Here is a 25,034-nt window from a genome sequence, read left to right as displayed (position 1 = left end):
TGACGGGGCAGAGTCGCCGCCCCACCTCTTCTGCACAGGTTCAGGCAATGACCAGGCGTCAGGCTTGCCGCGCCCTGTCCGGCGCGAGTCACCCCTCGCTCTCCGGGGCGAAGAGGCACGCTGTCGGAAGCACCGCTTCCGGTGCCGATGAGCGACTGAGCGCGAAGCGATCAGGCTGGGGCGCAGGGCGGGGGCCAGGGGAGAGGGATGTGTCAGGCAGGTGCGTCGGTCTGAAAGGTCCGTGCTAGACGCCTCTATTCGGTTCTGCAACAGCTAACGCAGACATAGCCAATTCATTCGCCAAGGACAGCGCAGCTGTCCCTCCTGGCCAGTCGGCCGGGCATCGCAGCTCGCGACTCACTCCGCTTGACGCCCCACGTAGTCGATGCGGTAGATGGCGCCGGCGTAGTCATCGCTCACCAGCAATGCGCCGTCCGGCGTCACCAGCACGTCCGCTGGCCGACCCCAGACATCGCCGTCCTCGAGCCAGCCCTCGGCGAACACGCTCTGGCGCTTCAGGCTGCCGTCCTCGTTGAGTTCGACGCGCTTGATGCGGTAGCCGATCTTCTCGCTGCGGTCCCAGGAGCCGTGCTCGGCGATGAACAGGTTGTTGCGGTAATCCGCGGGAAACTGGCTGCCGGTGTAGAAGCGCAGGCCCAGCGGCGCCACATGGGGGCCAAGCTTGGCCACCGGGGCCACGAATTCGCTGCAGGGGCGTTGGGAGAATTTCGGGTCCGTCACGTCGCCGGCATGGCAGTAGGGAAAGCCGAAATGCTCGCCGGGTTTCGTCAGGCGATTCAGCTCGCAGTCCGGCACATCGTCGCCCATCAGATCGCGGCCGTTGTCGCTGAACCAGAGCTCGCCGGTCCGCGGGTGCCAATCGAAGCCCACGGTGTTGCGCACGCCCCGCGCCACCAGCTCAAGGCCGCTGCCGTCGGGGTTCATGCGGTGGATGGCGGCGTAAAGGTCAGGGTCCTCGTCACAGAGGTTGCACGGCGCGCCTACCGGTACGTAAAGCTTGCCGTCGGGACCGAAGGCGATGAACTTCCAGCCGTGGTGGGTCTTTCGCGGAAAGTCGGCGTAGACCACCTCGGGTTTGGGTGGCGAATCCAGTTGCGACTCTATGTCGCGCAGGCGCAGGATTCGGCTGACTGCCGAGATGAAAAGATCACCATCCTTGTAGGCGACACCCACGGGAAGCTGCAGGTCGCGGGCGATGGTGCGGACCTTTCCGCTGGCGGTGTCCAGGGCGTAGACCTTGCCGGCTGCATTGCTGCCGACGAACAGTGTGCCGCGCTCGCCCCAGGTCATCTCCCGGGCATTGGGCACTTGGTCGCTCACCAGGCTGATGCGGAAGCCCTCGGGCAGTTTGATGCGATCCAGTGGCAGGGCGGCGTTGGCCAGCCAGGGCAACATGCAGAGGAAAAGCACAAGCAGCCGGCGCATGGCGTTCTTCTCCAGATAGGCAACCCCTTCCATCCTAGACGGCCGCCTTGAAAGCTCGGGGTCCTTTCCACTACCGTAACGCCCTTCCTGATAACCCATCGGAGCCGCCATGTCCCTGGCCAGCCCGCGTTCGCTCTTCCTGCTCGCATTCCTCGCCTGCGTCACAATCATGGGTGGTGCGCTGTATCTCGAGCATGCCCTCGGCCTCGAGCCCTGCCCCCTGTGCATCGTCCAGCGCGTCTTCGTCATCGCGTTCGGCATCGTCTGCCTGATCGCCGCTCTGCACGGCCCGGAACGTGTCGGCCGCCGCGTCTACGCTGCGCTGGCGCTGTTGTTCGCCGCGGGCGGCGCCGCCACCGCCGGCCGCCAGGTGTGGTTGCAGAGCGTGCCCGCCGACCAGCTGCCGGCCTGCCTGCCGAGCCTCGACTACATGATGGAAGCCTTGCCCTTCCAGGACATCGTCAAGCTCATGCTCCACGGCACTGCCGATTGCGCGGAAGTGACCTGGACCCTGTTCGGCATGAGCATCCCCGAATGGAGCCTGCTGGCCTTCGCCGGCTGCATCCTCTTCGCGCTCTATCAGCTGCTGCGCCGCGCTTGAGCGCGCGGGGCGCATGGGGCCTCCATGCGCTCCTCGGACGCCGGGTCCCGGTCCTCTCCGGGACTTTTCCCGTTGCGCCAATGGGTCGCGCACTCCCCAGACCTACGGCCAGACCGGCCGCGGCCTATCGATTAAACGCTCGTATGAATTTTTTCCTGCCAGCGCCTTGATGGCACTGCCCCGGCGGGCATACTCTGGCCCGCACGCGCCGCCGGAATATTGCCGTTTTTGCGGCGCCTTCCCAAGATCTTGCACCGGTCGACAAAAAACCGTCTCGGAGCAGACGTATAAACGGCATTACCGAATTAGGGAAGTGAGGTCGTCACCATGCTCGAAAGTTGCCAGAACGCTCAGGAACGTTGGGGTGGCGTGCACCAGTTGATCGACCGCTGGCTGCAGGAACGCCAAGAGCTGATCCGGGTCTACAGTTCGCTGAACGAGAAGCCCCAGGCCCCCAGTGCCAACGCAGAAGGGCTGCAAAGGTTTTGTGAGGTCCTGCTGGACTACGTGTCCGCAGGGCACTTCGAGGTCTACGAGCAATTGCTCAACGAGGCGAAAGCGTTTGGCGACCAACGCGGCCTCGACCTCGCCAAGCAAATCTATCCTCGCATCGAAGCCATCACCGAAGTTGCACTGGCCTTCAACGACCGCTGCGACAACGGCGACTGCCGTGATATCTGCCTGACCAGCGAACTGACGAATCTTGGTCAGCTGCTTCACGAACGCTTCGAGCTGGAAGACTGCCTGATCGAAGTGCTGCACAACGCCCATCAGGGTGAGGCTTCGCAACCGGCCTGATGGAGTTCCTGCCCGGCGCCGGATTCCGGGATGCGCGATGTGGCCGCATCCCCGATTCCAGAGCCTTTGCGGCGCCGTGCAGCGGTTGGTGCGAAGTCTGTTCCCGGCCTCGTTTTTTTCGAGGTAGGAGCGCATTGCGCAATGGGCTTCGGGCAAATAGTCGCAAGGCCTTGGCGGGCTGAATGGCGCGGCCTCTGGCGACTCGCGAAACAGGCGACTAGTATGGGCCAAATGACGCCCGCCAGGAGGCATACCATGTCGGCCAAGAAGAAGCCCGTAAGCACCCCGCTGCATCTGCTGCAACAGCTTTCCAACAGCCTCATCGAACACCTTGAAAACGCCTGCACGCAAGCAGCGGTCGACGCAGAAAAACTGCTGGCCAAGCTGGAGAAACAGCGTGGCAAGACCCAGGACAAACTCCACGCTGCACGCGTCAAGCTGCAGGATGCGGCCAAGGCCGGCAAAGCCAAGGCGCAAGCCAAGGCCAAGGACAGCATCGGCGAACTCGAGTCGCTGCTGGACACCCTGAAGAATCGCCAGACCGAAACCCGAGCCTATATCGCGCAGCTCAAGCGTGACGCCCAGGAGAGCCTGAAGCTCGCCCAGGGCGTCGGCAAAGTGCGTGAAGCCGCCAGCAAGGCCTTGACCGCCCGCGCCGCCAAACCGGCCGCCGCTGCCAAGCCCGCGGCGAAACCTGCCGCCAAGCCAGCAGCCAAACCCGCTGCTAAAGCTGCAGCCAAGCCAGCTGCCAAACCGGCCGCCAAGGTCGCTGCTGCCAGGCCCGCCGCTAGAGCTGCCGCCAAACCTGCTGCTAAACCGGCTGCGAAGCCAGCAGCCAGGACCGCTGCAGCCAAGCCAGCTGCCAAACCCGTAGTAGCGAAACCGGCCGCCAAGCCTGCCGCAAAAGCCGCAGCCAAACCTGCTGCGAAGCCGGTTGCCAAGGCCGCCGCCAAACCTGCTGCTAAACCGGCTGCGAAGCCAGCAGCCAGGACCGCTGCAGCCAAGCCAGCTGCCAAACCCGTAGCAGCGAAACCGGCCGCCAAGCCCGCTGCTAGAGCTGCAGCCAAGCCCGCTGCGAAACCTGCTGCCAAGGCCGCGGCCAAGCCCGCTGCCAGTGCTGCGAAGCCGGCTGCAGCCGCCAAGCCGGCAGCCAAACCTGCGGCGAAACCGGCAGCGACTGCCGCCGCCAAGCCCGCTGCAAAACCGGCTGCCAAGCCCGCGGTGAAGAAAGCCCCGGCCAAGCCTGCCGTGAAGAAGGCCGCTCCGGCCAAGCCCTCCGTAGCCAAGCCAGCCGCTACTCCGGCCAAGCCCGCTGCAGCCAAGCCGGCCGGTGCTCCGGTGAACCTGGCTGCGGCCGTCAAGTCGGCTACCGGTGCTGCACCGGCCGCTCCGGCTGTACCCGCCGCCGCTCCGGTCGCCAGCGTGGCTCCGGCCAGCAGCAACGGCGCCGCACCGACCTCGCCGTCGAGCTAAGGCGCCAGGGCCGCGGCGCGCAGCAGATCCAGCGCGTCGCGGTCCAGCCCCTCCAGACTCGGGGCACAGCCCTGCAGCCAGTCCTGTAACTGCTCCGTTTCGTCTCCGGCCCAGCCGGCGGCTACCTGCTCAAGCCGCGCCAGCAGCTCATGCTCGGCGTCCAATTCGATTGCCTTGATCCGCTCCCTCAGCCCGGCCAGGGCCGGGTCGGCTTGCGCCTGTGCGCGCCAGGCCTGTCGCAGCGAGCGCAGGGGCCTTACCACCTGTTCCTGCCAGGGCTCGCACAGTTCTTTCAGGGTGTCCGCCCGCGTGGTCGCGAAGGCTGTGCCGCGCCGACCCAGCCAGCAGGCGCAGAGCAGCAGGCAGACGTCGGCGCCGCCCGCTTGCAGGCGCAGGCAGGCCTGCTCCGCGCCGGGCTGGGCATAAAGGCGTAGGGCAAAGGTCCACAGGTCTGAAGGCATGGCGCTCCCCGGGCGGTGGGGCGGCGAAGCTGATAAACTCCGCCGCCATCATGATCCGACTGCAAAATCTCACTCTACAGCGTGGTCCGCAGCGCCTGCTAGAAGGCGCTGAACTGACCCTGCACGCCGGCCAGAGGGCCGGCCTCATCGGCGCCAACGGTGCCGGCAAGTCCAGCCTGTTCGCCCTGCTGCGTGGCGAGCTGGGGCCGGATGCCGGTGACTGCCAGCTGCCCGCCGACTGGCGCATCGCCCATATGCGCCAGGAAGTGGACAACCTGGAGCGCCTGGCCGTGGACTACGTGCTCGATGGCGACCAGCATCTGCGCCAGGTACAGCGCGACCTGGCCGCCGCCGAAGCGAGCCACGACGGCACCGCCATCGCCCGCCTGCACAGCGAGCTGGACAGCGCCGACGGCTACACGGCCGACGCCCGCGCCCGCAAGCTGTTGGCCGGTCTCGGCTTCACCAGCGAGCAGATGGATCGCCGCGTCGGCGACTTCTCCGGTGGTTGGCGGATGCGCCTGAACCTGGCCCAGGCGCTGATGTGCCCGTCCGAACTGCTGCTGCTCGACGAACCGACCAACCACCTCGACCTCGACGCGATCCTCTGGCTGGAGGAGTGGCTCAAGGGCTACCCCGGCACCTTGCTGCTGATTTCCCACGACCGCGACTTCCTCGATGCGGTGGTCGATAACGTGGTGCACCTGGAGCAACGCAAGCTGACGCTCTACCGCGGCGGCTACTCGGCCTTCGAGCGCACCCGCGCCGAACGCCTGGCGCAGCAGCAGCAGGCCTACGAGAAGCAGCAGGCGCAACGCGCGCACATGGAAAAATTCATTGCCCGTTTCAAGGCGCAGGCCACCAAGGCCCGCCAGGCGCAGAGCCGGATCAAGGCCCTGGAGCGCCTCGAGGAGCTGGCGCCGGCGCATATCGATTCGCCCTTCGACTTCAGCTTTCGCGAGTCGGACAAGATCTCCAGCCCGCTGCTCAATCTCTCCGAGGCGCGCTTGGGTTACGGTGACAAGACCGTCCTGGAGAAGGTCAAGCTGCAACTGGTGCCCGGTGCACGCATCGGCCTGCTGGGCCCCAACGGCGCCGGCAAGTCGACCCTGATCAAGACCCTGTCCGGTGACCTGGGGCTGCTCGCCGGCGAACTGGGCTGCGGTGAGAACCTCGCCATCGGCTACTTCGCCCAGCACCAACTCGACTCCCTCGACGCCAAGGCCAGCCCCCTGCTGCACCTGCAACGGCTGGCGCCGAGCGAACGCGAGCAAACCCTGCGCGACTTCCTCGGCGGCTTCGACTTCCGGGGCGATCGCTGCGACGAGCCGGTGCTGAACTTCTCCGGTGGCGAGAAGGCGCGCCTGGCCCTGGCCCTGATCGCCTGGCAGAAGCCCAACCTGTTGCTGCTCGACGAACCGACCAACCACCTCGACCTGGAAATGCGCCTGGCGCTGACCATGGCGCTGCAGGATTTTTCCGGCGCGGTGGTGGTGGTGTCCCACGATCGGCACCTGCTCAAGAGCACCACCGACGAATTCCTGCTGGTGGCCGACGGTCGCGTGCAGGCCTTCGATGGCGATCTCGACGACTACGCCCGCTGGCTGGTGGATTTCCGCGCGCGTCAGGCACCGGTGGCAAGTGCGCCGGTGAGCCCGGACAAGACCGACAAGCGCGCCCAGCGCCAGGCCGCCGCCGCGCTGCGCCAGCAACTGGCCCCGCACAAGCGCGAAGCCGAGAAGCTGGAAAAGGACCTGGGCAAACTGCATGAGCAATTGGGCAAGGTCGAAACCCGCCTGGGCGATTCCGCCCTCTACGAGGCGGCGCGCAAGGATGAACTGCGTGATCTGCTGGCCGAACAGGCGCGCCTGAAGGCCCGCGAGGCCGAACTGGAAGAGGCCTGGCTCCTGGCCCTGGAAAGCCTGGAGGAGCTGCAGCGGCAACTGGAGGCCGCGGATTGATGGACGACCTGCAACTCTTGACCACCTGGAGCGAGCCGTTGATCCGCGCTGCCCAGGTGCTGTTGATCGTGCTGTTGGCCTGGCTGGTGCAGCGTATCGTCACCCGTGGCATCACCCGCCTCGGCCAGCACTACCCGCAACTGCCCCAGGAATTGTTGCTGCCACTGCGTGGCCTGCTGCGCTGGATGATCCTCGGCAGTGCCTTCATGCTGGTGCTGGAGCGCTTCGGCGTTTCTGCCGAGGTGCTCTGGGCCGCGCTGACCGGCTTCACCGCGGTGGCGGCGGTGGCTTTCTTCGCCATCTGGAGCGTGCTCTCCAACATGTTCTGCGCGGTGTTGATCTTCTCCCTTGGGCCGTTTCGCATGGGCGACCAGGTGGAAGTTGTGGAAAGCGCAGACAAGCTGGGGGTGAAGGGCAGGGTGATCGCGATCAACCTGTTCTACACCACCCTGGAGGACCTCAGTGAAGGCAACCAGGGGGCGGTCGTGCAGGTGCCCAACAGCCTGTTCTTCCAGAAGGCTGTGCGCCGCTGGCGCTGAAGGGACTGTGCAGGTGTTTTCCCAAGGGGTAGGCTGAGCGGCCTGCCCCTTTTCGTTTTCGAGGTATCTGCCATGGCGCTTCAGACTTGGCTCGCTTTTCTGGTCGCCTGCTGGGTGATCAGCCTGTCGCCGGGTGCCGGTGCCATTGCTTCCATGTCTTCCGGCCTGCAATACGGCTTCTGGCGTGGCTACTGGAACGCCCTCGGCCTGCAGCTGGGCCTGGCGCTGCAGATCGCCATCGTCGCCGCCGGCGTCGGCGCCATCCTCGCCGCGTCGGCCCTGGCCTTCAGCCTGATCAAGTGGTTCGGCGTGGCCTACCTGGTCTATCTGGCGGTCAAGCAGTGGAAGGCGCTGCCCAGTGACCTCGCGAACGGTTCCGCCGAGCGTCCCATCGGCCGCCCCCTGACCCTGGTGCTGCGCGGCTTCCTGGTGAACTTCAGCAATCCCAAGGCGATCGTCTTCATGCTTGCCGTGCTGCCGCAGTTCATCGACCCCCACGCGCCGCTGGTGGAGCAGTACCTGGTGATGGGCGTGACCATGATCTGCGTCGACCTCATCGTCATGGCCGGCTACACCGGCCTTGCCGCCCGCGTCCTGCGCCTGCTGCGCACGCCGCGCCAGCAGCGGGTGATGAACCGCAGCTTTGCCGCCCTGTTCGTCGGCGCCGCGGCGCTGCTGGCCACGGTGCGACGCGCGGCCGCCTGAGGCGGCTGCGTTCCGGCGAGCGTCCGCTCGCCGGGTTCCTTTCCGTCGGAAAGCCTTTCCTCCGGTCTCCTTGCGGTCCTTGCTGATATTTGTCAAAGCCCGATGGCGTGTGGCCTGCAGCCGAATTCTAGGACCAGGCTTCGCAAGGATTTCGCATGTTTGGGGTTGAGCTGGATCGTTAGGAAGGTAACAATTCCACTCCCCATTCTCATTTGAGATTGACTCATGTTCTCCATTCCGAGATTGCTCGGCTGGCTGCTGATGCCGTTGATGGCGCTCTGCAGCTTCAGCCTGATGGCCGACCAGGCCGAAGGGGCCGCCCAGGCTCTGCACCTGCTCAGCTACATAGGGGCCGACTACCCGGCCACCGTGGTCGATGGCAAGGTCATCGATGCCAGCGAATACCGCGAACAGATCGAATTCCTCGGCGTGCTGCAAGGCCTGATCGTCGCCTTGCCGGCCCGCAACGGCCAGCAGGATCTGGAGCAGGGCGTCACCAGCCTGCGCCAGTCCATCGAGTCGCGCCAGAACGGCACCGACGTGGCACGCCAGGCACGCCAGCTGGCCGCCCAGCTGGCGGCGGCCTATGAAGTCAGCCAGGCACCGGCCATCACCCCCGATCCGGCCCGCGGCGCGCCGCTCTATGTCCAGCATTGCAGCGTCTGCCACGGCGACGCCGGTGCCGGCGACGGCCCGGCAGGCATGGGGCTCGAGCCGCCCCCCGCCAACCTGCGCGACCAGGCGCGGATGGACCGGCTCAGTCTCTACGATCTCTACAACACCCTCGGACTGGGCGTCGAAGGCACTGACATGCCGGCATTCGCCGACCAGCTCGACGACCGCCAGCGCTGGGACCTGGCCAGCTATATCGCCGGCTTCAGCGCCGACCCATCGGTGAAGGGCGAGGCCATGCCGCTGGGCGAGTTGGCCGGACGCACCCCTGAAGAGATTGGCGCCAGCCAGGGCGCCGCGACTCAGGCGCTGTTCCGCGCCCAGCGTGCCCAGCCGCCGCTGCAGCAGCGCGGACCCAAGGAGCTGATCGGCCACACCCGTGCCACCCTGGAGCAGAGCTTCACGGCCTACCGCGATGGCGATGCGGACCAGGCCTACGATCTCTCGGTGGCGGCCTACCTGGAAGGTTTCGAGCTGGTGGAAAGCTCGCTCGACAACCTCGATGCCGTGCAGCGCAAAACTACCGAGCGCGCATTGATGGCCTATCGGCAGGCCCTGCAGGACCGCCAGCCGGTGGCCAAGGCGGCGCAACTGCTGGAGCAGGCCAAGGTGGATCTGGACAAATCCGCCGAGCTGCTCGGTGCCGATGGCCTGAGCGGCTCGCTGAGCTTCGTCTCCAGCCTGCTGATTCTGCTGCGTGAAGGCCTGGAAGCGATCCTGGTGCTGGCGGCGATCCTCGCCTTCCTGCGCAAGACCGGACAGGAACACGCGGTGCGCAGCGTGCACATCGGCTGGGGCCTGGCCATAGTCGCCGGCTTCGCCACCTGGGCGGTGGCGGCCTACCTGATCGACGTCGGCGGCGCCCAGCGCGAACTGATGGAAGGCTGCACGGCGCTGTTCGCCTGCGTCATGGTGCTCTGGCTCGGCGTGTGGATGCACGACCGCCGCCACGCCGCCGCCTGGCAGAGCTATATCAAGGATCACCTGCTCGGCAGCAGCGGCCGCCTGGGCTTCGCCACCCTGGCCTTCTTCTCGGTGTACCGCGAGCTGTTCGAGGTCATCCTCTTCTACGAAACCCTCTGGCTGCAGGCGGGACCGGCCGGCCACGGCATGGTCATCGCCGGCGCGGCCACCGCCCTGGTGCTGCTGGTGGGGCTGGCGTGGATCATCCTGCGCGGCTCGGCCAAGCTGCCGCTGGGAATTTTCTTCAGCGCCAACGCCGCCCTGCTCTGCGCCCTATCGGTGGTGTTCGCCGGCCATGGCGTGGCCGCATTGCAGGAAGCCGGCGTACTGGGCACTCGCCCGGTGCCCTTCTTCGAGTTCGACTGGCTGGGCATCCACCCGGACGCCTACAGCCTGTCCGCCCAGGGCCTGGCGCTGCTCGCCATCGCCCTGCTCTACGGCCGCAGCTGGCTGCGCGAACGCAGCCTGGCCCAGGCTTGAACCGGGGGCGGGGAGTGCGATACTTCCCGCCCTTCTTCTTTGCGTAAGGTGTTGCGATGCGCGTCTGGATCGATGCCGATGCCTGCCCCCGGGCGGCCAAGGACCAGGTGATCAAGTTCGCCTTGAAGCGCAAGTTCGAGGTGGTGCTGGTGGCCGGGCAGAGCCAGGTCAAGCCGGCTTTCGCGTGCGTGCGTCTGATCGTGGTACCCAGTGGTCCGGACGCGGCCGATGACTATCTGGTGGAGAACGCCGCGCCCGGCGAACTGGTGATCTGCAGCGATGTGCCGCTGGCCGATCGCCTGGTCAAGAAGGGCGTGGCGGCCCTGGATCCGCGCGGCCGCGAGTTCGACGAGCGCAACATGGGCGAGCGCCTGGCCGTGCGCAACCTGCTCACCGACCTGCGTGACCAGGGGCAGATGGGCGGGGGACAGGCCGCCTATGGCGAGAAGGAGCGGCAGGACTTTGCCAATGCGCTGGACAGGTTGCTGACCCGCCTGCGCCGCACCTGACTCAGGCGCATTGCGCTGGGGGGGATAGACACGCGCCATCCCCTGGCTCGTAGGGTGCGCCATGCGCACCAACAGCGGTGGTAGGAACTGGGTCCGGTGCAAGCCTCGGCTCCGCCTGGTGCGCGCAGCGCACCCTACCGATCCGGCATTGCGCGGGGCTCGAAGGGCCTTCGCGAATGAATTCGTTGCCACGGATGCAACGCTTGATTCAGCCGCACAGATAGGTGCCCGTACCCACCGCCACCAGCGTGCCGTCGTCGGCGTGCAGTTCCGAGCGCACCACGGCCACCTTGTTGCCGGAGCGCAGCAGCACGGCGGTGGCGGTGAAGTGCTTGCCACGGCCGGGACGCAGGTAGTCGATACGCAGGTCGATGGTGCCTAGCTTGGACAGCCGCGCCATGCGCTCGGTTGTGGATAAGTGCTGGTGCCGCTCGAAGGCGCCGATCAGCGCCATGGCACCGCCGACCACGTCGAGCAGGCTGGAAATCACCCCGCCGTGGAGGATGCCCTGGACGAAGTTGCCGATCAGTTCGTCTTTCATCGGCAGGTGCATCACCACCTTCTCGGTATTCATCTCGCCGAGCTGGATGCCGAGCACGCGGTTGAAGGGGATGCGTTCGAAGAAGCCGGCGACGGCCTGCTGCAGTTCGGGGGTAAGGACGAAGTCGGTCTGGCTCATGGCGGCTCCTGGAGGCGTATAGGCTGCGACGCTGAAGCAGAAACGGCCGGGATGCCAGAGGGGCGGCGGGAGAGGCGGGTGGATTGGCCGGATCGGCACGGGGCGGGCAGCCGGCGCTACCCGCCCGAACCCGTCAGTGGGTCAGTTCCAGCACCCGGTCCACCAGCTTGTAGATGCCGGAGGCCGCTTGGCTGATGGATTGCGCCAGCATGTAGGCCGGAGTGGTCACCAGTTTGCGCTTCTCGTCCTCGACTATCTCGCTGACCACGCAGTCGACGTGCTGGGCGCCCATCTCGGCCAGGGCCGCGGCGGTGCCGGCGTCGTCGCCGATGGTGCAGGTCACGCCTTCACCGTAGATCTTCGCCGCCAGGGCCGGGGCGATGCAGATCAGGCCCACCGGCTTGCCGGCTTCGGCGAAACCGCGGGCGGCGGCCAGTACTTCGGCTTGCACGGTGCAGGCGGCGCCGCTGATGGCGAAGTCGGAGAGGTTCTTGGCCGCGCCGAAGCCGCCCGGGACAATCAGGGCATCGAAGTCGGCGGCGTCCAGTTCGCGCACGTCCTTGATCTCACCGCGGGCGATGCGCGCCGACTCCACCAGCACGTTGCGGCTTTCCGGCATCTCTTCGCCGGTGGTGTGGTCGATCACATGGTGCTGCGCGATGTTCGGGGCGAAGCACTGGACCTTGGCGCCGCGCTGGTCCAGGCGCAGCAGGGCGATCACGCTCTCGTGGATCTCCGCGCCGTCGTAAACGCCACAGCCGGACAGGATCACGGCAACTTTCTTGGTCATGGACATCTCCAGGTCATTGGGCCGGTCCGAGGTTTTCGCGAAGGAACGCCAGGGCGCGTCGCTGGGCATCCTGGGCCAGGCCGGGTTGGTAGGTATTCAGGTCGCTGCGCTGGTCGAAGACGTGGTCGGCGTTGCCGTACTGCACCAGTTCCAGGCGCTCGCCGGCGAGGCTGCCGAGGGCGGAGAGGCACTGCTGGTGGTCGGTGATGTGGTCCTTGCCGCCGAGGAACATCAGCACCGGGGCATCGTGGACCAGGCCGTCGCGCAGGTGAGCGGGGAAGCCGCAATAGGGGTAGAAAGTGATCACGCCGCGCACGCCGGCGAGCACACCCTTGCCGGTGGCGGGGAAGCCGTGGCCGGCACTGCCGTCATAGGAAAGGGCGTCGAGTATGGTCCAGCCGCCGTGGGAATAGCCCAGCAGGGCCAGCCGGCGGCTGTCGATGGCGGGGTTCTTCCGCGCCAGGGCCAGGGCCGCGTAGACGTCGAAGGCGCGCTCGTTGCCCCATAGGCGCTTGCCGTCGCACACCGGGCGCCAGTCGCGGATGCCGCGGGCGGCATGGCTGTCGACGAAGAGCACCGCGTAGCCGGCCGGCAGCAGCCAGTTCTTGACGTTGCGCACCAGGCCGGGGTTCTGGCCATTGCAGCCGTGGAACACCAGCACTGTGGGGAAAGGACCGGAGCCGTCCGGGGTGAAGAGGCTGAGGTGTCGCGCCAGGCGCTGCTCCGCCGCGTTCAGGTCGGCGCTCTGCGGCAACAGGGCGGCGCGATAGGGATAGAGACCGAGCAGGGCCGTACAGGCCAGGAGGAGCAGGGCGATCAGGGCGGGTTTCAGGAGTCTGCGCATGCTGTCGTCATATGCCGCTTGGGTTGGCACGCCATGCCGAGGGGCCGGGCTGGCTCCAGGAGTAGCATCTACCGGGCAATCCTAGCAGGCCGGGGAATCAGGCCGCGAGCGCCGCGCCATCCTTCATCGAAACCTGCGGGAAACCGGACAAGCATAACGACAAGGCCGCCCCATGAATTACGTGCTCTACGCAGTGCCTTTATTCTTTCTCCTGATCGGCATCGAGCTGCTGGCCGATCGCTGGCGCGGGATGAGCAGCTACCGCACCGCCGATAGCCTGAACAGCCTGAGTGCCGGGGTGCTGTCCACCACCAGCGGCTTGCTGACCAAGGTGGTGGGGCTCCTCACTTACGGCTTCGCCTGGCAGCACCTGGCGCTCTTCGAGCTGTCGCCGGAGAGCCCCTGGGTCTGGCTGCTGGCCTTTGTCTTCTATGACTTCTGCTACTACTGGAACCACCGCCTGGGCCACGAGCGCAACCTGCTCTGGGCTGCCCATTCGGTGCATCACCAGAGCGAGGAGTACAACCTCTCCACCGCCCTGCGGCAGACCAGTACCGGCTTTCTCATTGGCTGGATCTTCTACCTGCCGATGGCCGTCGCCGGGGTGCCGCCGCTGGTGTTCCTCACCGTGGGGGCGCTGAACCTGCTCTACCAGTTCTGGGTGCATACCCGCCATGTGCCCAAGCTGGGCTGGTTCGAATGGGTCTTCATCACCCCCTCCAACCACCGCGTCCACCACGCGCAGAATCCGGTCTACATGGATCGCAACTACGGCGGCGTGTTCATTCTCTGGGACCGCCTGTTCGGCACTTTCCAGGAGGAGCTGGACGACGAGCCGGTGATCTTCGGCGTGACCACGCCGCTGGCCAGCTGGAACCCGCTCTGGGCCAACCTGCAGTTCTATGTGCAGCTGTGGCGCGACGCGGCGCGGGCCGATTCCTGGTGGGACAGGCTGCGCATCTGGTTCATGCGCACCGGCTGGCGCCCGGCGGATGTGGCCGAGCGTTATCCCCTGGCCAAGCCGGACCTCGCCCGCTTCGTCAAGTTCGAGGTGCCGCTGGGCCTGGGGCAGAAGTGGTACGCCGGGCTGCAGTTCGGGCTCTACGTCGTCGCCGGCACTTGGCTGCTGGGGATTGGCGGCGAAGTTTCGCTGGCCGGGCTCTGGCTGGCCTTGGGCTGGATGGTCTTCGGACTCTATGCGCTGGGTGCCTGGCTGGAGAACCGGCCCTGGGCGCGCGCCCTGGAGCTGGCGCGGCTGCTGGCGAACTGGCCGGCGCTCTGGGCGGCCGCGGCGCTGGGGTTGTTGCCGATGGGGAGCTCGGGTTGGTGGCTGCTGGCGCTCTACAGCCTGGTCAGCCTGGCCGCGCTTTTCGGCCTGCCGCGTCGCGAGGAGGCGCTGGCGCTCTGATCAGCGCCTGCCGTTGCTGCGCAGGCGGCGCCGCAGCCAGAGGAGGCCGCCGATGGCCAGCAGGCCGCCGAGGACCATCAGCTCGTAGCGCTTGAGGTTGCCCAGCATGCCTTCGAGCACGGCGCCGAAGTGGAAGGCGGCGAAGCCGAGGGCCAGGGCCCAGATCAGGGCGCCTATGCCGTTGAGGATCAGGTAGCGTAGTGGCGGGTAGCCGGACAGGCCGATGGCCACCGGCATCACCGTGCGCAGGCCGTAGACGAAGCGGAAGCTCAGCACCCAGATATCCGGATGGCGGCGGATGTGGGCCAGCGCGCGGTCGCCCATGGCCTGCCAGCGCGGCTTGCGGGCGAGGATCTGCCGCCCCTTGTGGCGGCCAAGGTAGTACCAGAGCTGGTCGCCGGCATAGCTGCCGAAGAAGGCGGTGGCCACCACATAGTTGATGTCCATGTAGCCGCGGAAGGCGAGGAAGCCGGCCAGGACCAGGATCGTCTCGCCCTCGAAGAAGGTGCCGAGGAAGAGGGCGAAGTAGCCGAAATCCTGGAGAAATTGTTGCAGCATGGTTGCGGTGCGCAGCGAAATGAACGCGCAGCCTAACCGGGATGACGCCCCGGGAAAAGCTCCGGGCGCCGCCGATCACGCTGGAGTTGACCTCGGACAATGCCCAAGGCGCCGAAGGATGAGCGGTACGCCGGTCGACGCGACTCTGGGTCGCTGTCGCGGATTGTTACCATTCGTTCATAATCGGCCCTTATATTTGTCACACTGCGTCCATTCCGGGCCCTGGAGTCTGCTGTGAGCTTTACCCCCGCCAATCGCCTGTTCCCCGCCACCCGCCTGCGCCGCAACCGTCGTGACGATTTCTCCCGCCGCCTGGTGCGCGAGAACGTCCTGACCGTCGACGACCTGATCCTTCCGGTGTTCGTGCTGGACGGCGAGAACCGCCGCGAAGCCGTGCCCTCGATGCCCGGCGTCGAGCGCCTGTCGATCGACCTGCTGCTCAAGGAAGCCGAAGCCTGGGTGGCCCTGGGTATCCCGGCGCTGGCGCTGTTCCCGGTAACGCCCCTGGAGAAAAAGTCCCTCGACGGCGCCGAGGCCTGGAACCCGGACGGCATCGCCCAGCGCGCCATCCGCGCCCTGCGCGACCGTTTCCCCGAACTCGGCGTGATCAGCGACGTGGCCCTGGACCCCTTCACCACCCATGGCCAGGACGGCATCCTCGACGAGAGCGGCTACGTGCAGAACGACGTGACCGTCGACGCGCTGGTCAAGCAGGCGCTGTCCCATGCCGAGGCCGGCGCCCAGGTGGTGGCCCCCTCGGACATGATGGACGGGCGCATCCAGGCCATCCGCGAAGCCCTGGAACTGGCCGACTTCACCAATGTGCGCATCATGGCCTACTCGGCCAAGTACGCCAGCGCCTACTACGGCCCCTTCCGTGACGCCGTCGGCTCGGCTGCCAACCTCGGCAAGGGCAACAAGGCCAGCTATCAGATGGACCCGGCCAACACCGACGAAGCCCTGCACGAAGTCGCCGCCGACCTCGCCGAAGGCGCCGACATGGTGATGGTCAAGCCGGGCATGCCCTACCTCGACATCGTTCGTCGGGTGAAGGATGAATTCCGCGTGCCGACCTTTGTCTATCAGGTCAGTGGCGAGTACGCCATGCACATGGCAGCCATCCAGAACGGCTGGCTGAGCGAGGCGGTCATCCTCGAATCCCTGGTGGCCTTCAAACGTGCCGGCGCCGATGGCATCCTCACCTATTTCGCCGTACGCGCCGCAGAAATGCTCAAGACGGGAGCCTGATCTCCCCCCAGGAACTGCAGATGAACACCGAAGGACTCAATCCCAGCGCATTGCTCGAACCCCTGAAGGAGGCCACCGAGATCCCGGTGGCCCCTCCGGCCCCCGAGGCCCCCGAGGCACCCGAGGCGCCCGTCGCCGACGCGGCGCCTGTGCCGGCCCCGGCCCCGGCGCCTGCCCCGGCACCGCTGGTGGTGCCGAGCCTGGATGACAGCAGCCTGTATATCCACCGTGAACTGTCCCAGCTGCAGTTCAACATCCGCGTGCTGGAACAGGCGCTGGATGAGTCCTATCCCTTGCTCGAACGTCTGAAGTTCCTCCTGATCTTCTCCAGCAACCTGGACGAGTTCTTCGAGATCCGCGTCGCCGGCCTGAAGAAGCAGATCACCTTCGCCCGCGAAAAGGCCGGCGCCGACGGCCTGCTGCCGCACCAGGCGATGGCGCGCATCAGCGAGCTGGTGCACGAGCAGGTGACCCGCCAGTACAGCATCCTCAACGACATCCTGTTGCCGGAGCTGGCCAAGCACCAGGTCAACTTCATCCGCCGCCGTTACTGGACCACCAAGCTCAAGAGTTGGGTGCGCCGCTATTTCCGCGACGAGATTGCGCCGATCATCACCCCCATCGGCCTGGACCCGACGCACCCCTTCCCGCTGCTGGTGAACAAGAGCCTGAACTTCATCGTCGAGCTGGAAGGCGTGGATGCCTTCGGCCGCGATTCCGGTCTGGCGATCATTCCTGCGCCGCGCCTGCTGCCGCGGGTGATCCGCGTGCCCGAGGATATCGGCGGACCGGGGGATAACTTCGTCTTCCTGTCCTCGATGATCCACGCCCATGCCGACGACCTGTTCCCCGGCATGAAGGTGAAGGGCTGCTACCAGTTCCGCCTGACCCGTAACGCCGACCTCTCGGTGGACACCGAGGACGTCGACGACCTGGCCCGCGCCCTGCGCGGCGAGCTGTTCTCGCGCCGCTATGGCGATGCAGTGCGCCTGGAAGTGGCCGACACCTGCCCGAAACAGCTGTCGGACTACCTGCTCAAGCAATTCGGCCTGGCCGAGAGCGAGCTGTACCAGGTCAATGGCCCGGTGAACCTGACCCGCCTGTTCAGCATCACGGGACTGGACAGCCACCCGGAGCTACAGCACCCGTCCTTCACTCCGCTGATTCCCAAGCTGCTGCAGAAGGTCGAGAACCTGTTCAGCGTGGTCGGCAAGCAGGACATCCTGCTGCTGCACCCCTTCGAGTCCTTCACCCCGGTGGTGGACTTCCTGCGCCAGGCGGCCAAGGACCCCAGCGTCCTGGCGATCAAGCAGACGCTGTATCGAGCCGGCGCCAACTCGGAAATCGTCGACTCCCTGGTGGAGGCGGCGCGCAACGGCAAGGAGGTCACCGTGGTGATCGAGCTGCGCGCGCGCTTCGACGAGGAGTCCAACCTGCAGCTGGCGAGCCGCCTGCAGCAGGCTGGTGCCGTGGTGATCTACGGTGTGGTCGGCTTCAAGACCCACGCCAAGATGATGCTGATCCTGCGCCGCGAGAACGGCGAGCTGCGTCGCTATGCCCACCTCGGCACCGGCAACTACCACGCCGGCAATGCGCGGCTGTACACCGACTACAGCATGCTGACCGCCGACGACGCCCTCTGCGAGGACCTGCACAAGCTGTTCAACCAGCTGATCGGCATGGGCAAGACCCTGCGCATGAAAAAGCTGCTGCACGCGCCCTTCACCCTGAAGAAGACGCTGCTTGACATGATTGTCCGCGAAGCCCAGCACGCCAGCGAAGGCAAGCCGGCGCACATCATGGTCAAGATCAACGCGCTGACCGATCCCAAGGTCGTCCGCGCGCTCTACAAGGCCAGCCAGAGCGGCGTGCGCATCGATCTGGTAGTGCGCGGCATGTGCTGCCTGCGTCCGGGCATCCCCGGCGTTTCCCACAACATCCAGGTGCGCTCGATCATCGGCCGTTTCCTCGAGCACAGCCGCATCTACTACTTCCTCAATGGCGGCGACGAGAAGATGTACCTCTCCAGCGCCGACTGGATGGAACGCAACCTGGACATGCGTGTCGAGACCTGCTTCCCGGTAGAGGGCAAGAAGCTGCTGACGCGGGTGAAGAAGGAACTGGAGGCCTACATCAGCGACAACACCCAGAGCTGGGTGCTGCAACCGGACGGGCGCTACCTGCGCAACAGCCCGAGCGGCAATCAGAACTCGCGCAACGCCCAGGCGATTCTGCTGGACAAGCTGACCAACCCGCCGATCAGCGTGCGCTGAGCACGGAAATGAAAACGGGGCCTTCGGGCCCCGTTTTTCATGCAGTGGCGGATTCTCCGCCTACTTGGGGTGGAAAGCGCTTCTCTTTCCACCTCCCGGCCGCCGATCAGCGCACCTTCAGCGCCACATCGATGCGATTGAGCCACTCGGCTTCCTGCTCGAAGTCCGCCTGGGTCAGCGGATTGGCCTCCAGCCAGCCTTTCGGGAACTGCACCTCGAAGCTGTTTCCGGAGGCCTTGAGCTTCACCTCTGGCATGGCCGAGGTGCCGCGGATGTGGTGGAAGAGGATGGCGAAGCGCAGCAGCACGCAGAGGCGCAGGAGCTTCACGCCTTCCTCGCCGAACTCGGCGAACCTGTCCTTGGGGATGTTGCGGCGATGGCCGCGGACCAGCAGCGCCAGCATCAGCTGGTCCTGGCGGGAAAAGCCGGCCAGGTCCGAGTGCTCGACCAGGTAGGCGCCGTGCTTGTGGTAGCTGTAGTGGGCGATGTCCATGCCGATCTCGTGGACGCGCGCGGCCCAGAGCAGCAGGTCGCGGTGCTGGTCATCCTCCAGCCCCCAGCTGTCGGCGACCTGTTCCAGGGCTTCCAGCGCCTTGGCCTCGACTCGCGCGGCCTGCTCGAGATCCACGTGGCAACGCTCCATCAACGCGCTCAGAGTGCGCTCGCGAACGTCCTCGTGGTGGTGGCGGCCCAGCAGGTCGTAGAGCACGCCTTCGCGCAGGGCGCCTTCGGAGTGGGTCATGCGCTTGAGATCGAGGGCTTCGAAGATGGCCTCGGCTATCGCCAGGCCCGCCGGGAAGATGGGCCGGCGATCCGGCTTGATGCCGTCCAGGTCCAGCTTGTCGACATCACCCAGCTTGAACAGCCTGCGCTTGAGCCAGGCCAGCCCTTCCGGGTTGATCTCGCCGTTGCCGAGACCCGCGGCCTGGATCGCCAGGCCAACGGCGCGAATGGTGCCGGAGGCGCCCACCGCTTCCTGCCAGCCGAGGCGGCGCAGGCTGTATTCGATGCCCATCAGTTCCAGGCGCGCCGCGGTATAGGCCTGGGCGTAGCGCGCCGGGGTGATCTTGCCGTCGCGGAAATAGCGCTGGGTGTAACTGACGCAGCCCATCTGCAGGCTCTCGCGCAGCTGTGACTCGAAGCGCTGGCCGATGATGAACTCGGTGCTGCCGCCGCCGATGTCCGCCACCAGGCGGCGGCCGGGGGTGTCCGGCAGGGTGTGGGAAACACCCAGGTAGATCAGGCGCGCTTCCTCGCGGCCGGAGATTACCTCCACCGGGTGGCCGAGGATTTCTTCGGCGCGGTGGATGAACTCGGCCCGGTTGTGGGCTTCACGCAAGGCGTTGGTGCCGACGATGCGCACTGCGCCTTCGGGCAGGCCGGCAATCATCTGGGCGAAGCGGCGCAGGCAATCCAGGCCGCGCTGCATGGACTCCTCACTGAGGTTGCGTGCCTCGTCCAGGCCCGCCGCCAGCTGCACCTTGTCGCCGAGCCGTTCCAGGATACGGATCTCGCCATGGTCGGCTTTGGCCACCACCATGTGGAAGCTGTTCGAGCCGAGGTCGATGGCGGCGATCAGGGACGGGATTTCGGCAGGCTTTTGCGGCATGGTTTCGGGTCTCGAGGCTGAACCGCGCAATCCTGCCACGGTTGCCCCGTCGAGCCAACGCGAATCGCGGTACATTCGTACCAGGTTCGGTGTTGGCCACGAACGGACGTGGGGTGTGCGGTTTTCTGGCGAATAGCTGGCTGTGCACACTATAGGTGGGATATGACAACCGCGCGCTGGCAGGGCCGGCGGTCCGCTCAGGCGCTACTCGGATCGGCTGGTGGATTGACGCGGCGGCATCCATCCATCAGTTTTGCCCGGTAATGCCATAGCGAAGCTCAATCAGCCTTCGCTTTCGGTCCCGGGAAAGCCGGGCTATGATGGCTCCACTTTTTTGCTTCCGAACCACGGAGATCCTTCCATGAGCGAATTCATCACCAATGTCACCGATGCCAGCTTCGAGCAGGACGTGCTCAAGGCCGACGGCGCGGTGCTGGTCGACTATTGGGCCGAGTGGTGCGGTCCGTGCAAGATGATTGCCCCGGTCCTCGACGAGATCGCCAAGGACTACCAGGGCAAGCTGAAGGTCTGCAAGTTGAACATCGACGAGAACCAGGACACCCCGCCGAAGTACGGCGTGCGTGGCATCCCGACTCTGATGCTGTTCAAGAACGGCAACGTCGAAGCCACCAAGGTCGGCGCCCTGTCGAAGTCCCAGCTGGCGGCCTTCCTCGACGCCAACATCTGATTCCGCGCGGCCTGCAGCGCCCGCATCAGAAGCGTCCGGAGAAGCCCCGCCAATCGCGGGGCTTTTTCATGGATCGGCACTAGACTACCTCGTTGCGCCGGTGTTACATTCGATCCGCTGCCATGTCTATGCAGCCCTCCACGCCGTCGCCGACGCACCCCAATTCGAATAAGCACAGCGATCCTGTCGCCTTCTCTGCGGCGCGGTCTTCAAAGCTCGATGCTTTCCCTTCTCCATATCTATCTACTTCATTCCTATGAATCTGACCGAACTCAAGCAAAAGCCGATTGGCGAACTTCTGGAAATGTCCGATGCCATGGGCCTGGAGAACATGGCCCGCTCGCGCAAGCAGGACATCATCTTCGCCCTGCTGAAAAAGCACGCGAAGAGCGGCGAGGAGATCTCCGGTGACGGCGTGCTGGAGATTCTCCAGGACGGCTTCGGCTTCCTGCGCTCCGCCGACTCGTCCTACCTGGCTGGTCCGGACGACATCTACGTCTCGCCCAGCCAGATCCGCCGCTTCAACCTGCGGACCGGGGACACCATAGTCGGCAAGATTCGTCCGCCGAAGGAAGGCGAGCGTTACTTCGCGTTGCTCAAGGTCGACTCCATCAACTACGACCGCCCCGAGAACGCCAAGAACAAGATCCTGTTCGAGAACCTCACGCCTCTGTTCCCCAATGAGCGCCTGAAGATGGAAGCCGGCAACGGTTCCACCGAGGATCTCACCGGCCGCGTGATCGATCTCTGCGCACCGATCGGCAAGGGCCAGCGCGGCCTGATCGTCGCCCCGCCGAAAGCGGGCAAGACCATCATGCTGCAGAACATCGCGGCCAACATCACCCGTAACAACCCCGAGTGCCACCTGATCGTCCTGCTGATCGACGAGCGCCCGGAAGAAGTGACCGAGATGCAGCGCACCGTGCGCGGCGAAGTGGTCGCCTCCACCTTCGACGAACCGCCGACCCGCCACGTGCAGGTTGCCGAGATGGTGATCGAGAAGGCCAAGCGCCTGGTCGAGCACAAGAAGGACGTGGTCATCCTGCTGGACTCCATCACCCGTCTGGCGCGTGCCTACAACACCGTGATCCCGAGCTCCGGCAAGGTGCTCACCGGTGGTGTCGACGCCCATGCCCTGGAGAAGCCCAAGCGTTTCTTCGGCGCCGCGCGCAACATCGAGGAAGGCGGTTCGCTGACCATCCTCGCCACCGCGCTGGTCGAAACCGGTTCGAAGATGGATGAAGTCATCTACGAAGAGTTCAAGGGCACCGGCAACATGGAGCTGCCGCTGGATCGCCGCATCGCCGAGAAGCGCGTGTTCCCGGCCATCAACATCAACCGTTCCGGCACCCGCCGCGAAGAGTTGCTGACCGCCGACGACGAACTGCAGCGCATGTGGATCCTGCGCAAGCTGCTGCACCCGATGGACGAGATCGCCGCCATCGAGTTCCTGCTCGACAAGCTCAAAGACACCAAGACCAACGACGAATTCTTCCTGTCGATGAGACGCAAGTAAGTCTTGGATGTGCCGCAAGGGCCGGGGAAACCCGGCCTTCGCATTTCTGTACCGGTCCTTTGTCCTTCTGAATAACCCAGTTCGGCGCTAAACTTTGCGCCCCGACCTGCACGCCTCAAGGGGCTCAAGCATGCAGTATCGCGATCTGCGCGAATTTATCAGCGGCCTGGAACAGCGCGGCGAGCTCAAGCGCATCGCCACTCCGGTGTCGCCCGTGCTGGAAATGACCGAAATCTGCGACCGCACCCTGCGCAAGCAGGGCCCGGCGCTGCTCTTCGAGAAGCCCACCGGCTTCGACATCCCTGTGCTCGGCAACCTCTTCGGCACCCCCGGCCGCGTGGCCCTGGGCATGGGCGCCGAGGACGTCGGCGAGCTGCGTGAAATCGGCAAGCTGCTGGCCTTCCTCAAGGAGCCCGAACCGCCCAAGGGGCTGAAGGACGCCTGGAGCAAGCTGCCGATCTTCAAGAAGGTCATCGCCATGGCGCCCAAGGTGCTGAAGGATGGCCCTTGCCAGGAAGTGGTGGAGGAGGGCGACGACGTCGACCTGACGAAGCTGCCGGTGCAGACCTGCTGGCCCGGCGACGTCGCCCCGCTGATCACCTGGGGCCTGACCGTCACCCGCGGCCCGAACAAGGAGCGGCAGAACCTCGGCATCTACCGCCAGCAGGTGATCGGCCGCAACAAGGTCATCATGCGCTGGCTCAGCCACCGCGGCGGCGCGCTGGACTATCGCGAGTGGTGCAGCAAGCATCCCGGCCAGCCCTTCCCGGTGGCGGTGGCCCTGGGCGCGGACCCGGCGACCATCCTCGGCGCCGTCACCCCGGTGCCGGATAGCCTCTCCGAATATGCCTTCGCCGGTCTGCTGCGGGACAACCGCACTGAACTGGTGAAGTGCCGCGGCAATGACCTGCAAGTGCCGGCCAGCGCCGAGATCGTCCTCGAAGGCGTGATCCACCCCGGCGAGATGGCTGACGAAGGTCCCTACGGCGACCACACCGGCTACTACAACGAAGTGGACAGCTTCCCGGTGTTCACCGTAGAGCGCATCACCCGCCGGCAAAAGCCCATCTACCACAGCACCTATACCGGCCGGCCGCCGGATGAGCCGGCCATCCTCGGCGTGGCGCTGAACGAAGTCTTCGTGCCCATACTGCAGAAGCAGTTCCCCGAGATCACCGACTTCTACCTGCCGCCGGAAGGCTGCTCCTACCGCATGGCGGTGGTGACCATGAAGAAGCAGTACCCGGGGCACGCCAAGCGCGTAATGCTGGGTGTGTGGTCGTTCCTGCGACAGTTCATGTACACCAAGTTCGTCATAGTCACTGACGACGACGTCAATGCGCGGGACTGGAACGACGTGATCTGGGCCATCACCACGCGCATGGACCCCAAGCGCGACACGGTGATGATCGACAACACGCCGATCGACTACCTGGACTTCGCTTCGCCCGTCTCCGGTCTCGGCTCCAAGATGGGCCTGGACGCCACCCACAAGTGGCCCGGCGAGACCAATCGCGAATGGGGCCGGGTGATCGTTCAGGACGAAGCGGTCAAGCGCCGCGTCGATGAGCTCTGGTCCTCTCTGGGAATCGATTGATGCGTGTCACCCTGCAACCCTCAGGCGCGGTATTGGAGACGGCTCCCCACGAGCGCATCCTGGATGCGGCGCGCCGGCTCGGCTACGAGTGCCCGCAGAGCTGCCGCAACGGCAATTGCCATATCTGCGCGGCGCTGCTGGTGGAGGGTCGCGTGCGCCAGAACGGCGCCGAGTTGACCCAGGGCGAGCTCTTCACCTGCCTGGCCGAACCCCTGGAAGACTGCGTGCTGCACTGGGATGGCGTGCTGGCGCCGGGCGAGCTGCCGGTGCGTTCGCTCAGCTGCCAGCTCACCGAGTGCACCCCGGTGGGCGGCGATGTCTGGCGCGTGGTCCTGCGCGCCCCCGCCGGCAAGCCGCCGCGCTACCACGCCGGGCAGTACCTGCTGATCGAGCGGGACGACGGCGAGGCCTCGGCCTTCTCCATGGCCTCCGCCCCCAGTGCCGGGCGCGACATCGAACTGCACATTCTCGGTCGAGAACCCAGCGCCCGTGCGCTCATCGAACAGCTGCAGCGCACGCGCATGGCCAAGGTGCGCATGCCCTTCGGCGACACCCACCTGGCGGAGTTGCCGGACGGCCCGCTGGTGCTGATTGCGGCGGGCACCGGCATGGGCCAGATACACAGCCTGATCGAGCATTGCCGCGCCACTGGCTTCAAGCACCCGGTGCACCTCTACTGGGGAGTGCGCCAACCGGATGACTTCTATCAGTTGGCACAGTGGGAAGACTGGCAGCGCCTGGAGAACCTCACCCTGCACAAGGTGGTCAGCGACCAATGTGGTTGGCAGGGGCGTTGCGGCATGCTGCACGAGGCGGTTTGCGAGGACTTCCCGGACCTCAAGCAATTGCGCGTCTACGCCAGCGGTTCCCCGGCCATGGTCTACGCGACCCTGGATGCCCTGGTGGCGGCGGGGATGGATGCCCACCAGATGCGCGCGGATGTGTTCGCGTATGCGCCACGCTCCTGAATGCTGTGCATGCAAAAAGGCCGCCCTCGGGCGGCCTTTGCATTTCTCCCCTCTCCCTCTGGGAGAGGGGTTGGGGGTGAGGGAAGCGTGGCGTGGCAGGTAGCTGGCCCGCATCGCGAATGAATTGGCTATGTCTGCATTAAGTGTTGCTAGAACGTCCTGAGCCGAGTTGCTTATCGAGCGGACTGCGAGTCCCTGTTTCGCCTCCCGGCGAGTCACTTCTTTCAAACGCCAAAGAAGTAACCAAG

22 protein-coding genes are annotated in these 25,034 nt (G+C 65.8%); 15 read left to right on the top strand and 7 right to left on the bottom strand.

Annotated features, from left to right (window positions below; all coding sequences use genetic code 11):
* Nucleotides 1-357: 357 nt before the first annotated feature.
* Nucleotides 358-1,446: a PQQ-dependent sugar dehydrogenase gene (locus tag E8F11_RS15215; RefSeq protein WP_280289661.1), complete on the bottom strand. Its 1,089-nt coding sequence runs from the start codon at nucleotides 1,444-1,446 to the stop codon at nucleotides 358-360.
* Between the two features lie 109 nt (nucleotides 1,447-1,555).
* Here E8F11_RS15215 and E8F11_RS15210 point away from each other — a divergent pair, with 109 nt between their 5' ends.
* The 3 genes from E8F11_RS15210 (at nucleotide 1,556) to E8F11_RS15200 (ending at nucleotide 4,318) form a co-directional block, all read left to right on the top strand.
* Entirely contained in the window at nucleotides 1,556-2,047 is a 492-nt protein-coding gene (locus E8F11_RS15210; RefSeq protein ID WP_280289660.1) for a disulfide bond formation protein B, read from the top strand.
* Between the two features lie 327 nt (nucleotides 2,048-2,374).
* Nucleotides 2,375-2,845 carry a sigma D regulator gene (gene rsd / locus E8F11_RS15205; protein ID WP_280289659.1) on the top strand — a complete coding sequence of 157 codons (471 nt, stop codon included), beginning with the start codon at nucleotides 2,375-2,377 and terminating at the stop codon, nucleotides 2,843-2,845.
* Nucleotides 2,846-3,100: 255 nt separating this feature from the next.
* On the top strand, nucleotides 3,101-4,318 hold the full coding sequence (locus E8F11_RS15200; RefSeq protein ID WP_280289662.1) for an AlgP family protein: 1,218 nt from the start codon (nucleotides 3,101-3,103) through the stop codon (nucleotides 4,316-4,318).
* On the opposite strand, the gene E8F11_RS15195 is transcribed toward E8F11_RS15200, so the two are convergent.
* Nucleotides 4,315-4,779, bottom strand: coding sequence for a TIGR02444 family protein (locus E8F11_RS15195; protein ID WP_280289658.1), 465 nt, complete (start codon nucleotides 4,777-4,779; stop codon nucleotides 4,315-4,317). The genes E8F11_RS15200 and E8F11_RS15195 overlap by 4 nt on opposite strands.
* Nucleotides 4,780-4,829: 50 nt before the next feature.
* Here E8F11_RS15195 and E8F11_RS15190 point away from each other — a divergent pair, with 50 nt between their 5' ends.
* From E8F11_RS15190 to E8F11_RS15170, 5 genes are all read left to right on the top strand, one after another.
* Nucleotides 4,830-6,740, top strand: a complete 1,911-nt coding sequence (locus E8F11_RS15190) for an ATP-binding cassette domain-containing protein (protein WP_280289657.1) — start codon at nucleotides 4,830-4,832, stop codon at nucleotides 6,738-6,740.
* Nucleotides 6,740-7,279: a mechanosensitive ion channel family protein gene (locus tag E8F11_RS15185; protein WP_280289656.1), complete on the top strand. Its 540-nt coding sequence runs from the start codon at nucleotides 6,740-6,742 to the stop codon at nucleotides 7,277-7,279. The genes E8F11_RS15190 and E8F11_RS15185 overlap by 1 nt, the downstream gene beginning before the upstream one ends.
* Nucleotides 7,280-7,351: 72 nt before the next feature.
* The gene (gene rhtB, locus E8F11_RS15180; protein WP_280289655.1) at nucleotides 7,352-7,984 is read left to right on the top strand and encodes a homoserine/homoserine lactone efflux protein; all 633 of its coding nucleotides are present in this window, start codon (nucleotides 7,352-7,354) and stop codon (nucleotides 7,982-7,984) included.
* 225 nt (nucleotides 7,985-8,209) lie between these two features.
* Nucleotides 8,210-10,099, top strand: coding sequence for an FTR1 family protein (locus E8F11_RS15175; protein ID WP_280289654.1), 1,890 nt, complete (start codon nucleotides 8,210-8,212; stop codon nucleotides 10,097-10,099).
* A gap of 56 nt (nucleotides 10,100-10,155) precedes the next feature.
* Entirely contained in the window at nucleotides 10,156-10,608 is a 453-nt protein-coding gene (locus tag E8F11_RS15170) for a YaiI/YqxD family protein (protein ID WP_280289653.1), read from the top strand.
* A gap of 208 nt (nucleotides 10,609-10,816) precedes the next feature.
* On the opposite strand, the gene E8F11_RS15165 is transcribed toward E8F11_RS15170, so the two are convergent.
* The 3 genes from E8F11_RS15165 to E8F11_RS15155 form a co-directional block, all read right to left on the bottom strand.
* Entirely contained in the window at nucleotides 10,817-11,287 is a 471-nt protein-coding gene (locus tag E8F11_RS15165; protein WP_280289652.1) for a thioesterase family protein, read from the bottom strand.
* 133 nt (nucleotides 11,288-11,420) lie between these two features.
* Complete coding sequence (gene elbB, locus E8F11_RS15160) at nucleotides 11,421-12,077, bottom strand: isoprenoid biosynthesis glyoxalase ElbB (protein WP_280289651.1); 657 nt, start codon at nucleotides 12,075-12,077, stop codon at nucleotides 11,421-11,423.
* Between the two features lie 13 nt (nucleotides 12,078-12,090).
* Nucleotides 12,091-12,921 (bottom strand): dienelactone hydrolase family protein, encoded by an 831-nt coding sequence (locus E8F11_RS15155; protein WP_280289650.1) that lies wholly within the window; start codon nucleotides 12,919-12,921, stop codon nucleotides 12,091-12,093.
* Between the two features lie 172 nt (nucleotides 12,922-13,093).
* Between E8F11_RS15155 and E8F11_RS15150 the strand changes: the two genes are divergently transcribed.
* Nucleotides 13,094-14,329, top strand: coding sequence for a sterol desaturase family protein (locus E8F11_RS15150; RefSeq protein ID WP_280289649.1), 1,236 nt, complete (start codon nucleotides 13,094-13,096; stop codon nucleotides 14,327-14,329).
* On the opposite strand, the gene E8F11_RS15145 is transcribed toward E8F11_RS15150, so the two are convergent.
* Nucleotides 14,330-14,887: a DedA family protein gene (locus tag E8F11_RS15145; RefSeq protein ID WP_280289648.1), complete on the bottom strand. Its 558-nt coding sequence runs from the start codon at nucleotides 14,885-14,887 to the stop codon at nucleotides 14,330-14,332.
* Nucleotides 14,888-15,121: 234 nt separating this feature from the next.
* On the opposite strand from E8F11_RS15145, the gene hemB reads away from it, so the two are divergent.
* Together hemB and ppk1 are read left to right on the top strand one after the other, a co-directional pair.
* Nucleotides 15,122-16,135 carry a porphobilinogen synthase gene (gene hemB, locus E8F11_RS15140; RefSeq protein WP_280289647.1) on the top strand — a complete coding sequence of 338 codons (1,014 nt, stop codon included), beginning with the start codon at nucleotides 15,122-15,124 and terminating at the stop codon, nucleotides 16,133-16,135.
* 20 nt (nucleotides 16,136-16,155) lie between these two features.
* The gene (gene ppk1, locus E8F11_RS15135; protein WP_280289646.1) at nucleotides 16,156-18,408 is read left to right on the top strand and encodes a polyphosphate kinase 1; all 2,253 of its coding nucleotides are present in this window, start codon (nucleotides 16,156-16,158) and stop codon (nucleotides 18,406-18,408) included.
* 106 nt (nucleotides 18,409-18,514) lie between these two features.
* Here ppk1 and ppx read toward each other — a convergent pair whose 3' ends face one another.
* Nucleotides 18,515-20,017, bottom strand: coding sequence for an exopolyphosphatase (gene ppx, locus E8F11_RS15130; RefSeq protein ID WP_280289644.1), 1,503 nt, complete (start codon nucleotides 20,015-20,017; stop codon nucleotides 18,515-18,517).
* A gap of 361 nt (nucleotides 20,018-20,378) precedes the next feature.
* Between ppx and trxA the strand changes: the two genes are divergently transcribed.
* The 4 genes from trxA (at nucleotide 20,379) to E8F11_RS15110 (ending at nucleotide 24,786) form a co-directional block, all read left to right on the top strand.
* The gene (gene trxA / locus E8F11_RS15125) at nucleotides 20,379-20,705 is read left to right on the top strand and encodes a thioredoxin TrxA (protein ID WP_003457525.1); all 327 of its coding nucleotides are present in this window, start codon (nucleotides 20,379-20,381) and stop codon (nucleotides 20,703-20,705) included.
* Between the two features lie 256 nt (nucleotides 20,706-20,961).
* Nucleotides 20,962-22,221: a transcription termination factor Rho gene (rho, locus tag E8F11_RS15120; RefSeq protein ID WP_280289643.1), complete on the top strand. Its 1,260-nt coding sequence runs from the start codon at nucleotides 20,962-20,964 to the stop codon at nucleotides 22,219-22,221.
* 130 nt (nucleotides 22,222-22,351) lie between these two features.
* Nucleotides 22,352-23,818 (top strand): 4-hydroxy-3-polyprenylbenzoate decarboxylase, encoded by a 1,467-nt coding sequence (gene ubiD / locus E8F11_RS15115; protein WP_280289642.1) that lies wholly within the window; start codon nucleotides 22,352-22,354, stop codon nucleotides 23,816-23,818.
* Nucleotides 23,818-24,786, top strand: a complete 969-nt coding sequence (locus E8F11_RS15110) for a CDP-6-deoxy-delta-3,4-glucoseen reductase (RefSeq protein WP_280289641.1) — start codon at nucleotides 23,818-23,820, stop codon at nucleotides 24,784-24,786. The genes ubiD and E8F11_RS15110 overlap by 1 nt, the downstream gene beginning before the upstream one ends.
* Nucleotides 24,787-25,034: the final 248 nt, after the last annotated feature.

The sequence above is a fragment of the Pseudomonas sp. BN417 genome (assembly GCF_029871205.1).
In the GTDB taxonomy this organism is placed as follows: Bacteria; Pseudomonadota; Gammaproteobacteria; order Pseudomonadales; family Pseudomonadaceae; genus Metapseudomonas.
This window is presented reverse-complemented; position numbering and strand designations above follow the sequence as displayed.